Raw genomic sequence first — 16092 nt, forward strand, 5'->3', positions numbered from 1 at the left:
CTCATTTCCACATCGATCGCATCCGCGCACCGACATCGACGCGGATCTGCTTTGCGCTGCGTTCGCTGGCTGCGGCCGAGACCTTCGGCCAACTCGTGGTCTCGAAATACTGCAACAGCGTGGCCGGCACGAAGCGGGTGCGAGAGGCATAGACATGCCGGTCGCCCTGAGCGTTCTGGCCATGCGTGAAGAAGCGTTGCGGCGTAACTAAGGTAAGGTTGTCGCGCGCGCGCGTCATGCCGACATAGAGGAGCCGACGCTCCTCTTCGAGTTCCGCGGTCGTGCCGGTGCCAAGGTCGGACGGGATGCAGCCGTCGACGACGTTGAGCAGATAGACGGAACGCCATTCCTGGCCCTTGGCGCTATGGATCGTCGAGAGGATCAGATAGTCCTCGTCGAGCAGCGGCACGCCAGCCTGGTCGCTAGTCGCGTCGGGCGGATCGAGGGTCAACTCTGTGAGGAAACGCTCGCGGCTCGCATAGCCACTGGCGATTTGTTCAAGCTGGATGAGATCGTCCTTGCGGGTATCGGCATCCTCATGGATTCGCTCGAGATGCGGCTCATACCACATTCGCACGGTCCCGATCTCTGCCGGCCAGCCTGCCTCTGCCTTGCGCAGGGCAGAGACCAATGTGACAAAGGCTGGCCAATCGTCGTCCGTCTTGGCCGGTGGCGGAATCTCCGCGAGCGATTGCAACGGCTCGGGATCGGCCGCGATCGTGTCGAGGATTTTCCCGGCGGTTTGCGGTCCGATACCGGGCAGCAGTTTAAGCACCCGGAAGCCGGAAACCTGATCGCGCGGGTTTTGCGCAAACCTCATAACGCCCAGCAAATCCTTGACGTGGGCTGCGTCCAAGAACTTCAAGCCGCCGAATTTGACGAAGGGGATGTTTCGCCGGGTGAGCTCGATTTCCAGTGCGCTGCTGTGGCTCGAGGTCCGAAACAGCACGGCCTGCTGCTTGAGGGAGATGCCGATCTCACGGTTGGCGAGCACCTGCTCGACGATATAGGCGGCCTGATCGACCTCATCCTTGACGGTGACAAGCATCGGTCGCTGTTCCGACGCGCGGTCGGTCCATAGGTTCTTCGTGTACCTCTCACGGGCCAATTCGATGACGGCATTGGCGGCGGCCAGGATCGGCTGCGTCGAACGATAGTTGCGGTCGAGCGTGATGACGTCGGCAGGCTTCGGTGAGAATTCCTGCGGAAAATCCAGGATGTTGCGGATGGTTGCCGCGCGAAAGGAATAGATGGACTGCGCATCGTCGCCGACGACGGTCAACCCGCGGCCGCCGGGCGCCAGCGACATAAGGATCGAGGCCTGCAGGCGATTGGTGTCCTGGTATTCGTCGACGAGGATGTGGTCGAAGCGCTTGCCGACATCCTCGGCAAGCTCCGGTTCGGAAACCATCTGCGCCCAGTAGAGCAGCAGATCGTCGTAATCCAGGACATTCTGCGCCTGTTTGGCCTCGGTATAGGCCGCGAAGAGCTGCTTCAGCTCGTCTTCCCATTCGAGCACCCAGGGATAGAAGGATTTCAGGATCTCCCTGATTGAGACTTGCGAATTGACCACCCGCGAATAGATCGCGATGCACGTCCCTTTCGTGGGGAACCGGCTCTGCTTGGCGGAAAAACCCAGCTCATGCCGGACAAGGTTCATCAGGTCCGCGCTGTCCTCACGGTCGTGGACGGTGAAGTCGACGCTGAGGCCGATCTGTTCGGCATACATGCGCAAGAGCCGCGCGCCGATCCCATGAAACGTCCCGGCCCAGGCAAGCGCATCGGTCATGACGGCGGCGTTGTCGCCGAGCACCTGCCGGCAAATACGCTGCACGCGGCGCGCCATCTCTGACGCCGCCCGCCGCGAAAAGGTCATCAACAGGATGCGACGCGGATCGGCGCCGTTGACGATGAGGTGGGCGACGCGATGAGCCAGCGTGTTAGTCTTGCCGCTTCCAGCGCCGGCGATGATCAGGAGCGGCCCGCCGATCTGTCCATCCGGCAGGCCGACGCCATGCTCGACCGCCTCACGCTGTCGGTCGTTCAGTTTTTCAAGATGCGCCGCCGCCATTTGTCCCCAGCTGCCTTAAGAAAATTTTCCTGCACCTCCGCTCCGTGGATATCTCCTTGATGCAGCTAAGGGATTCGTTTCAACGACTTAGCCGAGGTGCGATTTCCGGATCGGAGGCCCGATTGACTCAGTTGGGCAATCGGAACAAATAATGAACATATCAGCTTAGAGAACCGCTGGAAACCCTGAAGGAGCAACAATTCAACCGTGGCCAACCATGCCCTCAACCCTGTCCTGGCGGAGCTTCGCGAGCGCATCGGCCAGCTAGAAGGCGTCCCGCAGCGCGCAAGGCAGGTCCTGCCTTTTGGCGTTGCGGAGGTCGACCGGGCCTTGCCGGGCGGAGGGCTTGCCTTTGGCGCGCTGCACGAGGTTGCCGGCGGCGGGGGAGGAACGGTTGACGGGGCTGCGGCCGCGCTCTTCGTGGCGGGGATCGCTGCGCGGTCGCGCGGCAAGGTACTCTGGTGCATGACGCGCCCGGACCTGTTTTTCCCCGCGGTTGCCCAGGCCGGGCTGCATCCGGACCGCGTCGTCTTCTGTGAAAGCGATCGCGAGGAGGAGGTGCTGTCCGCCATGGAAGAGGGGCTGTCTTTCGGCGGGCTTGCCGCGGTCGTCGGCGAGCTCGTTCGTCTGCCGATGAACGCCTCGCGACGCCTGCAACTGGCAGCGGAAAAAACGGGCGCCATGGGCATCGTGCTCCGGCGCTGGCGACGACAGAACGAGGCCTCGGACTATGGGCAGCCGACAGCATCGACGACGCGGTGGCGCATCAGCACGCTGCCATCGCAACGATTGCCGGTCGCGGGCGTGGGGAGGGCCCGCTGGCTGGCAGAACTCATGCGCGTCAAGGCGGGCGAATGCGCCGAATTTGAAATTGGAGCCCCCGATGCCAAGGGTCGTATCTGTCTACTTCCCACAGCTCTCGACCGAGCGGATCAGACGGCACGCTGGCGAAGCCTTGCCGGCTGACAAGCCGCTCGTCGTTGTCGCAAGGCGCGGCTCAAAGCGCTGGATTTCGGCCGCCGACCCTGCCGCATTGAAGCTCGGTCTTCGGATAGGAATGCCCGCCAGCAAGGCGCAAGCCATGGTCGCGGATCTCCTGATGGTCGACGCCGCACCGGCCGAGGATGCGGCGGCGCTGGAGCGCCTGGCGCTTTGGGCTCTCCGGCAATACAGCCCGGTCGTTGCCGTCGATGGCGCCGATGGGCTGGTCATTGATACCGAGGGTGCCGATCATCTGCGTGGTGGCGAGCCGCTTCTGATCTCCGGTCTCGTCAATCTGCTGCGCGGCCGGGGGCTGACGGCACGGGCTGCCGTTGCCGACACCTGGGGCGCCGCGCACGCGCTCGCCCGGCTCCTGACGGCGGAAACGACGGTGGTGCCGGTGGACAATGTGACGAAGGCGGTCATCGATCTACCGATTGTCGCGCTGCGGCTCCCGGCGGAGACCGTCCAAGGCATGCGTGTGCTCGGCATCGATACGGTCGGCCAGCTCTCGGCCATGCCGCGCGCACCATTGACGCTACGCTTCGGCCCGGAGCCGGCGCGTCGGCTCGACCAAATGTTCGGGCGGCTAGCCGAACCGATCGAGCCGATCCGCACGCCCGAGCTTGTCGAGGTCGCGAAGAATTTCGCGGAGCCCATCGGCGCGCCGGAAACCATCGCCAAATATGTCCGTCGGCTGGTCGGCCAGCTCTCGGCCTGGCTCGCCGAGGACGGCCTCGGCGCACGGCGCTGCGATCTCTTCATCCATCGCGTCGACAACACAAGGCAGCATCTGCGCGCTGGCCTCGCCAAACCGGTCCGTGACCCGGCGCGGCTCTCAAAACTGTTGTGCGACCGGATCGAGACGATCGACCCCGGTTTCGGTATCGAGAAGATGGTTCTGGTCGCCGTCTTCGCCGAGCCGCTGGAAGAGCGGCAGGCCGCCTCCCCGCTCATCGAGGAGGAAGTTGCCGATATCACGCCGCTGGTCGACATCCTCGGCAATCGTGGCCACCGGCTGTTCCGGGTCGCGCCCGTCGCCTCAGATGTGCCGGAGCGCTCGGTCCGGCGCATCGCCGCGACCGCGCCGGATATAGGCGAGGCCTGGGCGGTGAAATGGCCGCGGCCGACGCGGCTTTTCGCCAATCCCGAACGCGTCGAGGTCATCGCGCTCCTCCCGGACCAGCCGCCGGCGGTATTTACCTGGCGCGGCAAGCGCCGAAAGGTCCTGCGCGCCGATGGCCCGGAGCGGATCTTTGGAGAGTGGTGGCGGAGACCACGCGAGTTTCAGGCGGTCAGGGACTATTTCGTGGTCGAGGACGAGCTTGGTGAGCGCTACTGGGTCTATCGCGCCGGCGACGGCATCGATCCGGAAACCGGTTCGCACCTGTGGTTCGTGCATGGGGTGTTCGGATGACGCGCTACGCCGAACTTCAGGTCACGACGCATTTCAGCTTCTTGCGAGGCGCGTCCAGCGCCGATGAATTGTTCGCCACCGCTGCCGCGCTCGGCATCGACGCGCTCGGTGTCGTCGACCGCAACAGCCTCGCCGGCATCGTGCGGGCCTGGGAAGCCGCCAAGACCACCGGCGTCCGACTGGTCGTCGGTTGCCGCTTGGATCTCACCGACGGCATGTCGCTCCTCGTCTATCCCATGGACCGACCGGCCTATTCGGGACTGACGCGGTTGCTGTCTCTCGGCAAAAGCCGCGGCGGCAAGGGAAACTGCCTGATCGATTTTGCCGATCTCGCCGAACACGCAGCGGGCATGATCGGGGTGCTGGTGCCGGACGAAGCAGACGAGGCCTGCGCCGTCCAGCTTCGCAAGATGGCTGAGTTGTTCGGCGATCGCGCCTATGTGAGCCTCTGCCTGCGCCGTCGGCCGCTCGACCGTCTGCGTTTGCACGGCATCTCCGCCATGGCCACGCGCTTCAAGGTCCGCACTGTGGTCACCAACGACGTGCTGTTTCACGAACCGAGCCGGCGCCAGCTCCAGGATGTCGTGACTTGTATCCGCACCCGCACCACCATCGACGATGTCGGCTTCGACCGAGAGCGTCATGCCGATCGCTTTCTCAAGGCGCCTGAGGAAATGCACCGCCTATTTGGCGACTATCCGGAAGCGCTCGCCCGCGGCCGCGAGATTGTCGAACGCTGCAAGTTCGATTTGCACGAGCTGCAATATCAATACCCGGAAGAGGCGATCGTGCCCGGCCTCGATGCGCAGCAATCTCTAGTCAAGTTCACCTGGGAAGGCGCTGCCAACCGTTATCCAGAGGGCGTGCCGGAAAAAGTGTGGAAATCCCTGCAGGATGAACTCGAACTGATCCGCGTGATGAACTATGCGCCATATTTTCTCACCGTCTATTCGATCGTGCGTTTTGCGCGCTCGAAAGGGATCCTTTGCCAGGGCAGGGGCTCGGCGGCCAATTCCGCCGTCTGCTATTGCCTCGGCGTCACCTCTATCGACCCCGATACCAACGACTTGCTCTTCGAGCGCTTCGTCAGCCAAGAAAGGGACGAACCGCCGGACATCGACGTGGATTTCGAGCACGAGAGGCGCGAGGAAGTCATCCAGTGGATTTATGAGACCTATGGCCGACGTCGGGCCGCTCTCTGTGCCACCGTCACCCGCTACCGCGCCAAGGGTGCGCTTCGCGACGTCGGCAAGGCCCTCGGGCTACCAGAGGACATGATCGCGCAGCTCTCGTCCGGCGTCTGGGGCTGGTCGGAAGGTGTCACTGAACGGCAGATTCGAGAAAACAATCTCAACGCCGCCGACTATCGCCTGAAGCTGACCCTGGAATTGGCGCAGCAGCTGATGGGCGCACCGCGCCATCTCGGCCAGCATCCGGGTGGTTTTGTCCTGACCCAAGATCGCCTTGACGATCTCGTGCCGATCGAGCCTGCGCGCATGGACGACCGCCAGGTCATCGAATGGGACAAGGACGACATTGAGGCGCTGAAGTTCATGAAGGTCGACGTGCTGGCGCTCGGCATGCTGACCTGCATGGCCAAGGCTTTTGCCCTGATGCGGGACCACAAGGGTGAGGAGCGCGACCTCGCTTCGATCCCGGCCGAAGATCCCCGGACCTACGCGATGATCCGCAGGGCCGATACGCTCGGCACTTTCCAGATCGAAAGCCGGGCGCAGATGTCCATGCTGCCGCGCTTGAAGCCGCGCACGTTTTACGATCTCGTCATCCACGTAGCGATTGTTCGGCCTGGGCCGATCCAGGGCGACATGGTCCATCCCTATCTCAGGCGCCGTGAGGGTAAGGAGCCGGTCGAATACCCGACGCCGGAGCTGGAGGCGGTGCTGTCGAAGACGCTCGGCATCCCATTGTTTCAGGAGTCGGCGATGAAGGTCGCGATGGTCTGCGCCGGATTTTCGGGTGGGGAGGCGGACCAGTTGAGGAAATCGATGGCCACCTTCAAATTCTCCGGCGGTGTCTCCAAATTCAAAACCAAGTTGGTCGCCGGCATGGTGAAGAATGGCTACACGACCGAATTTGCCGAGCAGACATTCTCGCAGTTGGAAGGGTTCGGCTCCTACGGCTTCCCGGAAAGCCATGCTGCCAGCTTCGCATTGATCGCCTATGCGTCGAGCTGGGTGAAATGCCATCACCCGGACGCCTTTTGCGCGGCGCTCCTGAACTCGCAGCCCATGGGTTTTTACGCGCCAGCCCAGATCGTTTCGGACGCGAGGGCGCATGGCGTAGAGATCAGGCCCGTCTGCGTCAACGCTTCTCGTTGGGACTGCACCCTCGAGGAGATCGACGGAAGCCGCCTCTGCGTCGTTCGCCTGGGCATGCGGATGGTGAAAGGGCTTTCGACCGCGGACGCCGCCCGGATCGTAGCGGCGCGCGCCGACGAACCCTTCGAATCTGCCGATGACCTGTGGCGGCGATCCGGTGTGCCGACGGCTGCCCTCGTCAAGCTTGCCGAAGCTGATGCCTTCTTGCCGTCGTTGCAGCTCCAGCGCCGTGGCGCTCTATGGGCAATTAAAGCCTTGCGCGATGAGCCGCTTGAGCTTTGGGCCGCAGCCGCCGAGCGCGAGGCGCGCCAGGTCGCTGAAGTGCAGGAGCCCTCGGTAGCTTTGCCCTCGATGAGGGCTGGACACGAGGTCGTCGAGGACTATTCCCATACCGGCCTTACCCTCCGGCAGCACCCGGTCGCCTTCCTCCGAAAAGACCTTCGCGAGAAGCGGATGGTCACATGCGCCGAGGCCATGGCCGCCCGAGACGGCCGGTGGCTGATGACCGGCGGGCTCGTGCTTGTGCGTCAGCGACCGGGTTCCGCCAAAGGCGTGATGTTCATGACGATCGAGGATGAGACTGGCATCGTCAACGCGGTCGTCTGGCCGACGCTATTCGAGCGCCAGCGCCGGCTTGTGCTTTCAGCCTCAATGCTGGCGATCAACGGCAAGATCCAGCGCGAAGGCGATGTCGTTCATCTCGTTGCGCAGCGGCTGTTCGATCTATCCGATGATCTCGGGCGGCTGGGCGAACGGGACGAGCAGTTTCCCTTGCCACATGGCCGCGGTGATGAGTTTGCGCGCGGCAACGGCGCGCCGGACCCGCGCGAGCGGCCGAAGGCGGCGGCGCCGGCGAGGGACATCTACATACAAGACTTCTTGATTGATCGGTTGAAGGTCAAGAGCCGGAATTTTCATTAGCCGACGGAGAGAAGGTCATCCGCAAAGGGTTCAGCAAAACGGACCTCTACCCGTAATGCCCTCCAAGGTCGGTGAAGGTGAAAGATCCGGTCGGGAGCCCTCGCGCGGGGTAAAGTGAAACATTCGCCCATAAGGTGCGGCAAACTCCATCAAACCACGGTCTCAAGGATTTCATACTCCGCAATGAAGGCACCGGGACCACTGTTTAATAGCAGCAAGAGGTTGGACTGAGAGATGGGCACGGTCACCACCTTTTCGATCTTCGTGGCCGCCCATTCCATCTCCGGATCCGCAGCGATATCGTCGCGCATGGCGAGCACTGCACGTCTTGCTTCTTCACGATCGGCGAAAAAAATCTCCCTCAGCCCGGTCGGCTGCCAGCGTTCCGCGAGCGGAACTGCTGCATCGGAATAGGTGTAGAAGGTGTAGGTGAGCCCTTCAGTCAACGGTTTCTCCCTGAAGCAGTTTCGGCGGTGCGCCCCCGCCATCCAATGCTCATTGACCCCGTGATCGGGGAGTTGGAAACCGTGTGAAACGGCCCTGAGCTTTTAGTTCGGAGAACCTGGACATAGCTTCAGGCTCCCCGACCAAAAGGCCAAGGAGTGTGATGCTGTATCGGCCAGCATCAACCGTTCACAGGGGTTTCCACGCCCCAAAGCGGCGCGTACCGCTTCGCCGCAGACGATATGTCATCCCGTTGAATTTGTCCTGAAATTTCTTCATTCGTCCGCGCAACGCGCCACTTTCCAAACCGGCCCGATGGCGCAGGCGGCCGGAAATGGGAAAGGCGCGTCGGCGAAGGGAGAGGGAGAGAGGGGCGGAACGGCGGTGGCGGGTTGAGAGGCTGGAGAGAGGTTCCGGCTGCCCGCCATGGAGCCGCCCCATGCATCATCACCTGAACGTCGATCCTGCAGGCCATCGAACCGATTCTTTCACACCATCTTCAGTATCGATTACTCGTACCTTTCCATCGGTCTCCATCGTCCCGCCCATCGTGGACCTTCTCAAACAGGACGCGGCCGTCGCCATCGGTGTTTCGGGCGGCAAGGACAGCCAGGCCGCAGCCATGGCGACCTTCGAGTGTCTCGATCGCATCGGACATTCCGGCCCGCGCCTGCTGATCCATGCCGACCTCGGTTCTGTAGAATGGTCGGACTCGCTCCCCACCTGCGAGCGCCTGTCCGATCGCCTCGGCGCCGAACTCATTGTCGTCCGGCGCAAGCAAGGTGGGCTGATGGATCGCTGGGAAAGCCGCTGGCGATCCAACGTCGCGCGCTACGAAAATCTCAGCACCGTGACGCTCGTGCCATGCTGGAGCACGCCGGCGATGAGATTCTGCACGTCCGAGATGAAGACCTCGAAAATCCACGGGGAACTTAAACGCCGGTTCTCCAGACTGCCGATCGTCAGCGTGACCGGCGTCCGGCGCGAGGAAAGCCCGCAACGCGCCCGCGCCGAGATCTTCGATCACAAGCCGGGCGAGCGAATATGGATCTGGCGGCCGATACTCGAGTGGTCCGAGGCGGAGGTTTTTTCGTCGCTCGATTTCTGGGGCATCGAACCCCATCCCGCCTATCGCCGGTTCGGACTCACGCGTGTCTCCTGCCGCTTCTGCATCATGTCGAGCCTTCCCGATCTGGTGGCCGCGGCGGCGCAGCCGGAAGCTCACGATCTCTATCGTCAGATGGTTGGCCTGGAATGCCGCAGCACGTTTGCCTTTCAGAGCAGCCGGTGGTTAGGCGATATCGCTCCCCAGCTCCTTCAGCCGAGGATGCGGGATCGCCTGGCCATGGCCAAGGACCGAGCAGACCGTCGCCGTGAGGCGGAACGCCGGCTGACGAAGCCGATGCTTTATGTGAAAGGCTGGCCGACCCGGATGCTGTCCGACGGCGAGGCCGATCTTCTTGCGGAGGTGCGCTCGGAGGTCAGCGCGATGCTGGGATTTCGTGCCTGCTACCGTGATCGGGCATCGATCCATGCGCGCTATGCCGAGCTGCTTGAACTGCACGCCAGGAGGAGGGTTGCATGACCTACACGTCACCCTCCCGCCGCCTGCTCATCCTGTCCTGCTCGATGACCAAGCACGACGGCCCGCAATACATGCCGGCGCGCGACCGATACGATGGGCCGCTCTGGCGCACGCTGCGTCATGTCGATCCCGACGAGCAGAAGGCACAGGTAGCCTTCCTGTCGGCCGAGTACGGTTTTCGTGAGGCCAGGACCACCATCGAAAACTACGACCGGCGGATGACGCCGGAGATCGCGGCCGCGATGAAGGCCGGGGGCCTCGGCACGCGATGGCCGCGGCCGAAAACCCAGCGGCGCGCGATGCCTTCGGGCGAGCATCCGGGCATGCACATTGCCTCGATGACGGAGCGCGGCCGGAAACCGTTCGTCGAGGTCTGCCTGGTCGGTGGCGCTCTCTATCTCGACGTCATGCAGCACTTCGTTGACCTGTTCCAGGAGGATGGCTTTGTCACAGGGAGCGCGCCGGTCACGGAAATCTGCGCGCCGATCGGCATCATGCGCCAGCAGATGAGGATCTGGCTGAACGGTTCCTCGCGCGACGCCGTCGGCGACGCGGGCGCCGGCGCGGGTGCTGGCGGCAGGCGGTGAGGGCGGCGGTCCGGGAAAGAGGGAGAGGGGGGAAGGGGCGTTCGTGGCGGATTGAGGTGGCTGGAGAGAGGCTCTGGCCGGTCCGCCGCGGAGAAATGACATGGCACAGGCCATTCAGAAAATCGCGCTCAATGTCGGGCGTGATATCCCCTTCAACAAGCTTATTCTCAGCCAGCAGAACGTGCGCAAGACCAAGGCCGGCGTCTCGATCGAGGAACTTGCCGACGATATTGCGCGCCGCGGGCTGCTGACCAGCATCAACGTGCGCCCGGAGCTCGATGCCGAGGGCAGGGAGACCGGTATCTACCGCATCCCTGCCGGCGGCCGCCGCTATCGTGCCCTGAAGCTGCTGGTCGACCGGAAGCAGCTCGCCAAGACGACCGGCGTCCCCTGCATCGTCAGTGAAGGCGAGACCCTCGAGGCCGAAGACTCGCTTGCCGAAAACGTCAAGCGCGCCGATCTTCATCCGCTGGACGAATTTCGCGCGATGATGGTCTTGCGCGAGCAGGGGCTCGACGAGGAGGAAATCGCCGCCCGCTTCCACATCTCGGTCGCGACGGTGAAGCAGCGTCTCCGCCTGGCCTCGGTGTCGCCCCGCCTGCTAGAACTCTACGGCGATGACCAGATGAAGCTGGGGCAGGTCATGGCGTTCTCGATCACCAAGGATCATGCCCGGCAGGAGCAGGTCTGGGAGACGATTTCGCGCACGCAAAGCACCGATCCCTACTATATCCGCCGGCTGCTGACCGAAACGGCGATCCGGGCGAGCGACCGCCGTGCGGTCTATGTCGGCATCGAAGCCTATGAGGCCGCCGGCGGCATCGTCATGCGGGATCTCTTCGAGCAGGACAACGGCGGATGGCTCCAGGATCCGGCGTTGCTCGAACAGCTCGTGCTGGAGAAGCTGACGGCAGACGCGGAGGCGCTGAAGACCGACGAGGGCTGGAAGTGGGTCGATTCCGCCATCGACTTCCATTTCGGCCACGCTTCCGGCCTTCGCCGCTTTTACGGCAAGCAGGCGGAGCTCACCGAGGAGGAGCTGGCGCTTCATGATGCCCTGACGGCAGAATTCGACAAGCTCAACGCGGAATACGAAGCTGCCGACGACTATTCGGAGGAGACGGAAGCGGACCTCGACGATCTCGACGCTCAGCTGACGGCGCTGAACGAGCGACCCTTTGTCCTCGATCCCGAGGATGTTGCTCGCGGCGGCGCCTTCATCTCGCTAGCCGGCAACGGCGAACTCAGGATCGAGCGCGGCTTCGTCCGCCCGGAAGACGAGCCTGTCGCCGGTGCGGAAGATGGCGATGGCGTCGAGCAGAACGGTAACGATGGCGACGACGCCACCGCCGCGGAAGGTGGTGGTGGTGTGCCGATTAACGGCAAGCCCGTTGGTGTCGAGGAGCCGGATGAAGACGACGGCAAGATCCGGCCGCTCGCAGAACGCCTCATCGAGGACCTCACCGCGGCCCGCACGCTTGCGCTCAGGAACGCGCTCGCCAACGAGCCGACGGTGGCCTTCATCGCCGTGCTGCACCTTCTCGTGCTGAAGACCTTCTATCACTACGGCACGTCGTCTTGCCTGGAAATCACGGTGCAGCATACGGTGTCGACCAAGACGCCCGGCCTTGCCGACACGGTTTGGGCTAAGGAGATCGAACAGCGCCAGGAAAACTGGGGTCACGATCTTCCCGGTGAAGCCGATGCGGTCTGGGCCTACCTGATCGCGCTCGATCACGATAGCCAGATGGCGTTGTTTGCGCATTGCGCTTCGATGTCGCTGAACGCCACGATCCAGCAATGGAACCGGCGGACCAGGGAAAACCAGCATGCCGTGCAGCTGGCCCAGACGATCGGGTTCGGCATGGTCGGTGCGGGCTGGACGCCGACGGTCGACAACTATCTCGGCCGCGTGACCAAGGCCCACATCCTGCAGGCCGTTCGCGAAGCAAAGGGCAATCAGTCGGCGCAGCTGATCGATCATCTGAAGAAGCAGGACATGGCGCGCGAAGCGGCCCGGCTGCTCGACGGTAGCGGGTGGCTTCCCGAAGTGCTGCGCTATCCTGCCGATGAAGTCTCGGATGAAGGCGGAAATTCGGAGGCAGATGAAATGGTGATCGTCAACGAAGGCGATACCGAAGCCGTCGAAGTCACGCTGCCGGCGTTCCTGACCGAGGACGTCGAGGGCGAGCAGACGGCCTCCGATCCCGATGAGGACGAGGGCGGGCATCTCGAAGCCGCGGAATAGACCCTTCCGGAACGAACCATCAATCCAAGGCCCGGCCGCCGCGCCGGGCCTCTCTGTTTCTCGATATGGAGACGAACATGTCGTTCATGACCATCTACGAACGCGCGCCAATCGGCGCCCTGATTGCCTGGACCGACGGTACGCGGTGTCCGCCAAAACGCACCTCCACCCTGCACTCTGAGTGGCTATTCCACAACAATCGCGGCCGCTTGGTCAAAACGCAGGGCGAGCGCGGCAGCGGAGATCCGGGACTGTGCCCAGCAATAACCATCCTGAAAGGCGATTTCTACACCTTCCAAATCGACTATCCGCTTCGGTTCACGATCGTTGAACGGCCGCCGATTGGCTCCGTTCGGGTCTTCGACCGACCGGGTCACGACGCTGAGCTTGTCTATCTCGCACGCAGCCGCGTCGAGGCAGAGCATTGGGCCATGGTCGAGGGAGATCGCTATCCCGATCCCGTCTTCGAGGAAGTGACCGCAGACGAGGTCGCGGCCGCCTTGGTGGAAGGGAGGATGGCGTAATGGTGAACCGTACTCGTCGCGCCGTGATCGTTGCTGACAACGCCCGTCAGAATTTTCTGCCCACCCTTTTCGGTCGTTCGCACCTGATCGTCGCGGAGACTGCTGTCTATGCCTGGATGGAGAGGCTTAGCCCGCTCGATTATCGTGGGGGTTCCTGGGATTTCTTTGAGCACCAGGGCAAACCGCTTTTCCTCGCGCCGAAATCCAAGACGCGGTTCCGGATTACCGGTGATGTCACATGCTTCCAGGGCGAGGTCTCCGCCGAGGCCGCCGGCATTATCGCGACGATGTTCGCCTTCTCCCACCTGTCATTCAAGTTCGAGACCGAACGACTCGTAGAAGGCTATGAGCGCCTCTACGCCTATTCGGCGGATCACCTTGAGGCCTCGGAGATTTTCCAGGCGATCGACTAAGCGGCCTCACCGTCGCCTGATCTCCTTCCCCTTCCATCACACCGGCCCGGTTGGCGCGATAGCGCCGGCCGGGCCCTTTCGTTTCAGGAGCAATCAACATGAACACCATGATCGCCAGACCATCCCCTGTATCCACCGGCTTCAAGGTCGACATCTCCCGCGGCGAGCGCATCGGCCGAGTATCGTCAGAATGGTTCTCGCGCCCCGATGACGAGCGCTACCTCTCGCTGTCGGATCTTCATCGTGCTGTCAGCGATCGGGCCGAGCGCGCCCGCGTTCGCACCGTCGAAAGCGCGGATATCCGTGTAGAAGCGACCCGCGGCAATGCCGAGCGCCTTTCGCTTGTCCTTCCCGGCAGCCGCGTGCCGCTGGCGCCGACGCATTGGAGCTATGGGCAGCTTTGTAGCCTGGTAGGCGCGCCGGCGAGCTACCTGCGCCAGCTACCTGCGCCGCTGGCGGCGATCAATCTCCAGCACGGCCTTCTCAACCACAGCGCCGAGATGGTCAAAACGCTGGAGATGGATGACGGGCGTGTCGAGCTTCGGGCGGTGACCGGTCCCGAATACGGCCGCATCTGGGACAAGGACCTTGTCGCCGCGGTGATGAGCATCGCCGGTGATGGCGTCGGCGACACGATGTGGAAGGTGCCTGGCGTACTGGACTGGTCGACCATGACCCACAACCCGTTCGTCGACATCACCAAGGATACGACGACGCTCTATGCCAGCGATAGGGACGTTTTCCTGTTCCTCGTCGACGATACCCATCCGATCGAGGCCGGTCGCCTCCCCAACGGTGAGCCGGACGTCTATTTCCGCGGGTTTTATGCCTGGAACTCCGAAGTCGGCTCGAAAACGCTTGGAATTGCAAGCTTCTACCTACGAGCGGTCTGCGCCAATCGCAATCTGTGGGGCACGGAAGATTTCCAGGAAATCACCATCCGGCACTCGAAGTTTGCTGCCCAGCGTTTCGCGCATGAGGCGGCCCCGGCGCTGGCGAATTTTGCGAATTCGTCGCCCGCGCCGTTCATCGCGGGTATCCGTGCCGCGCGGGAGCGGGTCGTCGCTCGCAACGAGGAGGACCGTTCCGATTTCCTGCGCAAGCGCGGGTTCTCGAAGGCCGAGACCGGCAAGATCATCGAGACGGTGCTGTCGGAAGAGGGACGGCCACCGGAGTCCATCTTCGATTTCGTGCAGGGGATCACCGCATTGGCGCGCGGGAAAGCTCACCAGGACACGCGGCTCGAACTCGAAGGCAAGGCGCGCAGACTGCTCGAAAGCGCAGCCTGAACCCCTCCATCCGACAGTCGCCGACCAACCCGGCCATGGCGCCGGGTTTTTCGTATTCACCGAAAGGCAATCCCATGACCAAGCTCGAAACCCAGATCTATACTCACCCTCCAATCCCGTTCGCCGACATCACGCCGCTGGAAAAGCTTGTTCTGACGCATGTGCTCGAATGCAGCGAGACCGACGCCGGCCTTGTCCTCTTCACCGATGTCGGTCCGAACAATCCCATCAGCGTCAAGCGCAAGCTGCTGCTTGAAGCGTTCCGAGCATCGGCGCCGCAGGCGGAGAGCGCGCTCAACACTTTCATCGCAAGCCGCGTTCTTGCGCTTCTGCCGGCGCCGTCGGGTCCGCTCGACATGGACGCAGCTGTCGATATCGATCTCGGCGCGTTTCCGTGGCCGTTCATCGTCCAGGATATCGTCTCGCGGTCGCCGACCCTGTCGGAGGTCACGGTGATCCAATGGATGAACCACCGGTCGCAGCGTCTCGAGACCTACGGTGCCAGCGTATCGCTGATCACCGCCACGGCCATTCATCACGCCACCAGCGAGGATATCCTGGCCCGTTTCCGATTGCAGGATCGCGGTCTGTCGCTCGCAGGCCCATTGCCTGCTTCATCACTTCGGACGCCAGCGTCTGACGGACATCGTCTGCTCACGGTCGGGGAGGCCGAGGCGGCACTCTGCATCTGGGAAGCCATGCTGTATTTCCGAGGCCTGCGCGAGGACGGACGTGCTGTTCCCGATGGCATCGATCAGATGTCGAAGCTGTGGGACGCAACCGGTTGGCAGGCCATGCGCTTGTGCGCCCTGGAGATCGTGACTCTCGTGCAGGATGCCTACGCCGCCCTTTCCGGTGTGCTTGACGACGGCGGCTTCACCTTCGATTTCGACTTCGTTCCCGCGGTCGTGGGAACGATGCGGTGGTCGCAGGGCGGACCCCATCGTGAGGGCGAACCGGAGGACTTCCTCGAGAGTGTGATGGCGGCGGTCAGGCTTCGGCGACAGGATGTTGCGGCCGCTGCTCTATCTGCTTCGAACGCCGGTCGATGACCTGGTCAGGCGCCGATCTCGGCAGCGTCCTGTACCGGCGGGGTCTCGGGAAGGCGGATGTCGATACCGGCGGCAGCTTCCGTGGCAGTCTCCTCTGCCGCAAACTCGTCACCGGCGCCTTTCAGATCGACACGCCCCCAGATCGACGTTTCTTTCCGGGAGAGGCGACGCCGGTTCTTGAATTCGACGACGAACGGCTTCTTCTGAGACTTCATGATGCT

13 protein-coding genes are annotated in these 16092 nt (G+C 63.0%); 10 read left to right on the plus strand and 3 right to left on the minus strand.

The features are described 5' to 3' along the window. Nucleotide 1: 1 nt before the first annotated feature. Nucleotides 2-2071: an ATP-dependent helicase gene (locus AABQ55_RS32590; RefSeq protein ID WP_272809104.1), complete on the minus strand. Its 2070-nt coding sequence runs from the start codon at nt 2069-2071 to the stop codon at nt 2-4. Between the two features lie 207 nt (nt 2072-2278). Between AABQ55_RS32590 and AABQ55_RS32595 the strand changes: the two genes are divergently transcribed. The 3 genes from AABQ55_RS32595 to AABQ55_RS32605 are packed head-to-tail and all read left to right on the plus strand — an operon-like array spanning nt 2279 to nt 7729. Further along, a complete protein-coding gene (locus tag AABQ55_RS32595) occupies nt 2279-3037 on the plus strand; it encodes an ImuA family protein (protein WP_272809105.1) in 759 nt (252 codons plus the stop codon). Continuing rightward, the gene (locus AABQ55_RS32600; protein WP_272809106.1) at nt 2955-4469 is read left to right on the plus strand and encodes a Y-family DNA polymerase; all 1515 of its coding nucleotides are present in this window, start codon (nt 2955-2957) and stop codon (nt 4467-4469) included. The genes AABQ55_RS32595 and AABQ55_RS32600 overlap by 83 nt, the downstream gene beginning before the upstream one ends. Continuing rightward, on the plus strand, nt 4466-7729 hold the full coding sequence (locus tag AABQ55_RS32605) for an error-prone DNA polymerase (protein WP_272809107.1): 3264 nt from the start codon (nt 4466-4468) through the stop codon (nt 7727-7729). The genes AABQ55_RS32600 and AABQ55_RS32605 overlap by 4 nt, the downstream gene beginning before the upstream one ends. A gap of 149 nt (nt 7730-7878) precedes the next feature. Here the strand turns inward: AABQ55_RS32605 and AABQ55_RS32610 are convergent, their stop codons facing one another. Further along, nucleotides 7879-8175 carry a hypothetical protein gene (locus tag AABQ55_RS32610; protein ID WP_272809108.1) on the minus strand — a complete coding sequence of 99 codons (297 nt, stop codon included), beginning with the start codon at nt 8173-8175 and terminating at the stop codon, nt 7879-7881. Nucleotides 8176-8612: 437 nt separating this feature from the next. On the opposite strand from AABQ55_RS32610, the gene AABQ55_RS32615 reads away from it, so the two are divergent. The 7 genes from AABQ55_RS32615 to AABQ55_RS32645 all read left to right on the plus strand — a co-directional run bounded on the left by AABQ55_RS32615 (nt 8613) and on the right by AABQ55_RS32645 (nt 15871). Next, nucleotides 8613-9758, plus strand: coding sequence for a phosphoadenosine phosphosulfate reductase domain-containing protein (locus AABQ55_RS32615; RefSeq protein ID WP_272809109.1), 1146 nt, complete (start codon nt 8613-8615; stop codon nt 9756-9758). Then, a complete protein-coding gene (locus AABQ55_RS32620; protein WP_272809110.1) occupies nt 9755-10345 on the plus strand; it encodes a hypothetical protein in 591 nt (196 codons plus the stop codon). The genes AABQ55_RS32615 and AABQ55_RS32620 overlap by 4 nt, the downstream gene beginning before the upstream one ends. A 100-nt stretch (nt 10346-10445) precedes the next feature. Continuing rightward, nucleotides 10446-12593 (plus strand): ParB/RepB/Spo0J family partition protein, encoded by a 2148-nt coding sequence (locus AABQ55_RS32625; RefSeq protein WP_272809111.1) that lies wholly within the window; start codon nt 10446-10448, stop codon nt 12591-12593. Nucleotides 12594-12670: 77 nt separating this feature from the next. Next, entirely contained in the window at nt 12671-13117 is a 447-nt protein-coding gene (locus AABQ55_RS32630) for a hypothetical protein (protein ID WP_272809112.1), read from the plus strand. After that, on the plus strand, nt 13117-13530 hold the full coding sequence (locus AABQ55_RS32635; RefSeq protein ID WP_272809113.1) for an antirestriction protein: 414 nt from the start codon (nt 13117-13119) through the stop codon (nt 13528-13530). The genes AABQ55_RS32630 and AABQ55_RS32635 overlap by 1 nt, the downstream gene beginning before the upstream one ends. Nucleotides 13531-13628: 98 nt before the next feature. Next, a complete protein-coding gene (locus tag AABQ55_RS32640) occupies nt 13629-14819 on the plus strand; it encodes a DUF932 domain-containing protein (RefSeq protein WP_272809114.1) in 1191 nt (396 codons plus the stop codon). A gap of 74 nt (nt 14820-14893) precedes the next feature. After that, nucleotides 14894-15871 carry a hypothetical protein gene (locus AABQ55_RS32645; protein ID WP_272809115.1) on the plus strand — a complete coding sequence of 326 codons (978 nt, stop codon included), beginning with the start codon at nt 14894-14896 and terminating at the stop codon, nt 15869-15871. Between the two features lie 5 nt (nt 15872-15876). Here the strand turns inward: AABQ55_RS32645 and AABQ55_RS32650 are convergent, their stop codons facing one another. Continuing rightward, a complete protein-coding gene (locus tag AABQ55_RS32650; RefSeq protein WP_272809116.1) occupies nt 15877-16086 on the minus strand; it encodes a hypothetical protein in 210 nt (69 codons plus the stop codon). Nucleotides 16087-16092: the final 6 nt, after the last annotated feature.

Source organism: Shinella sp. WSD5-1, assembly GCF_963942435.1.
GTDB classification, from domain to species: Bacteria; Pseudomonadota; Alphaproteobacteria; order Rhizobiales; family Rhizobiaceae; genus Shinella; species Shinella yambaruensis.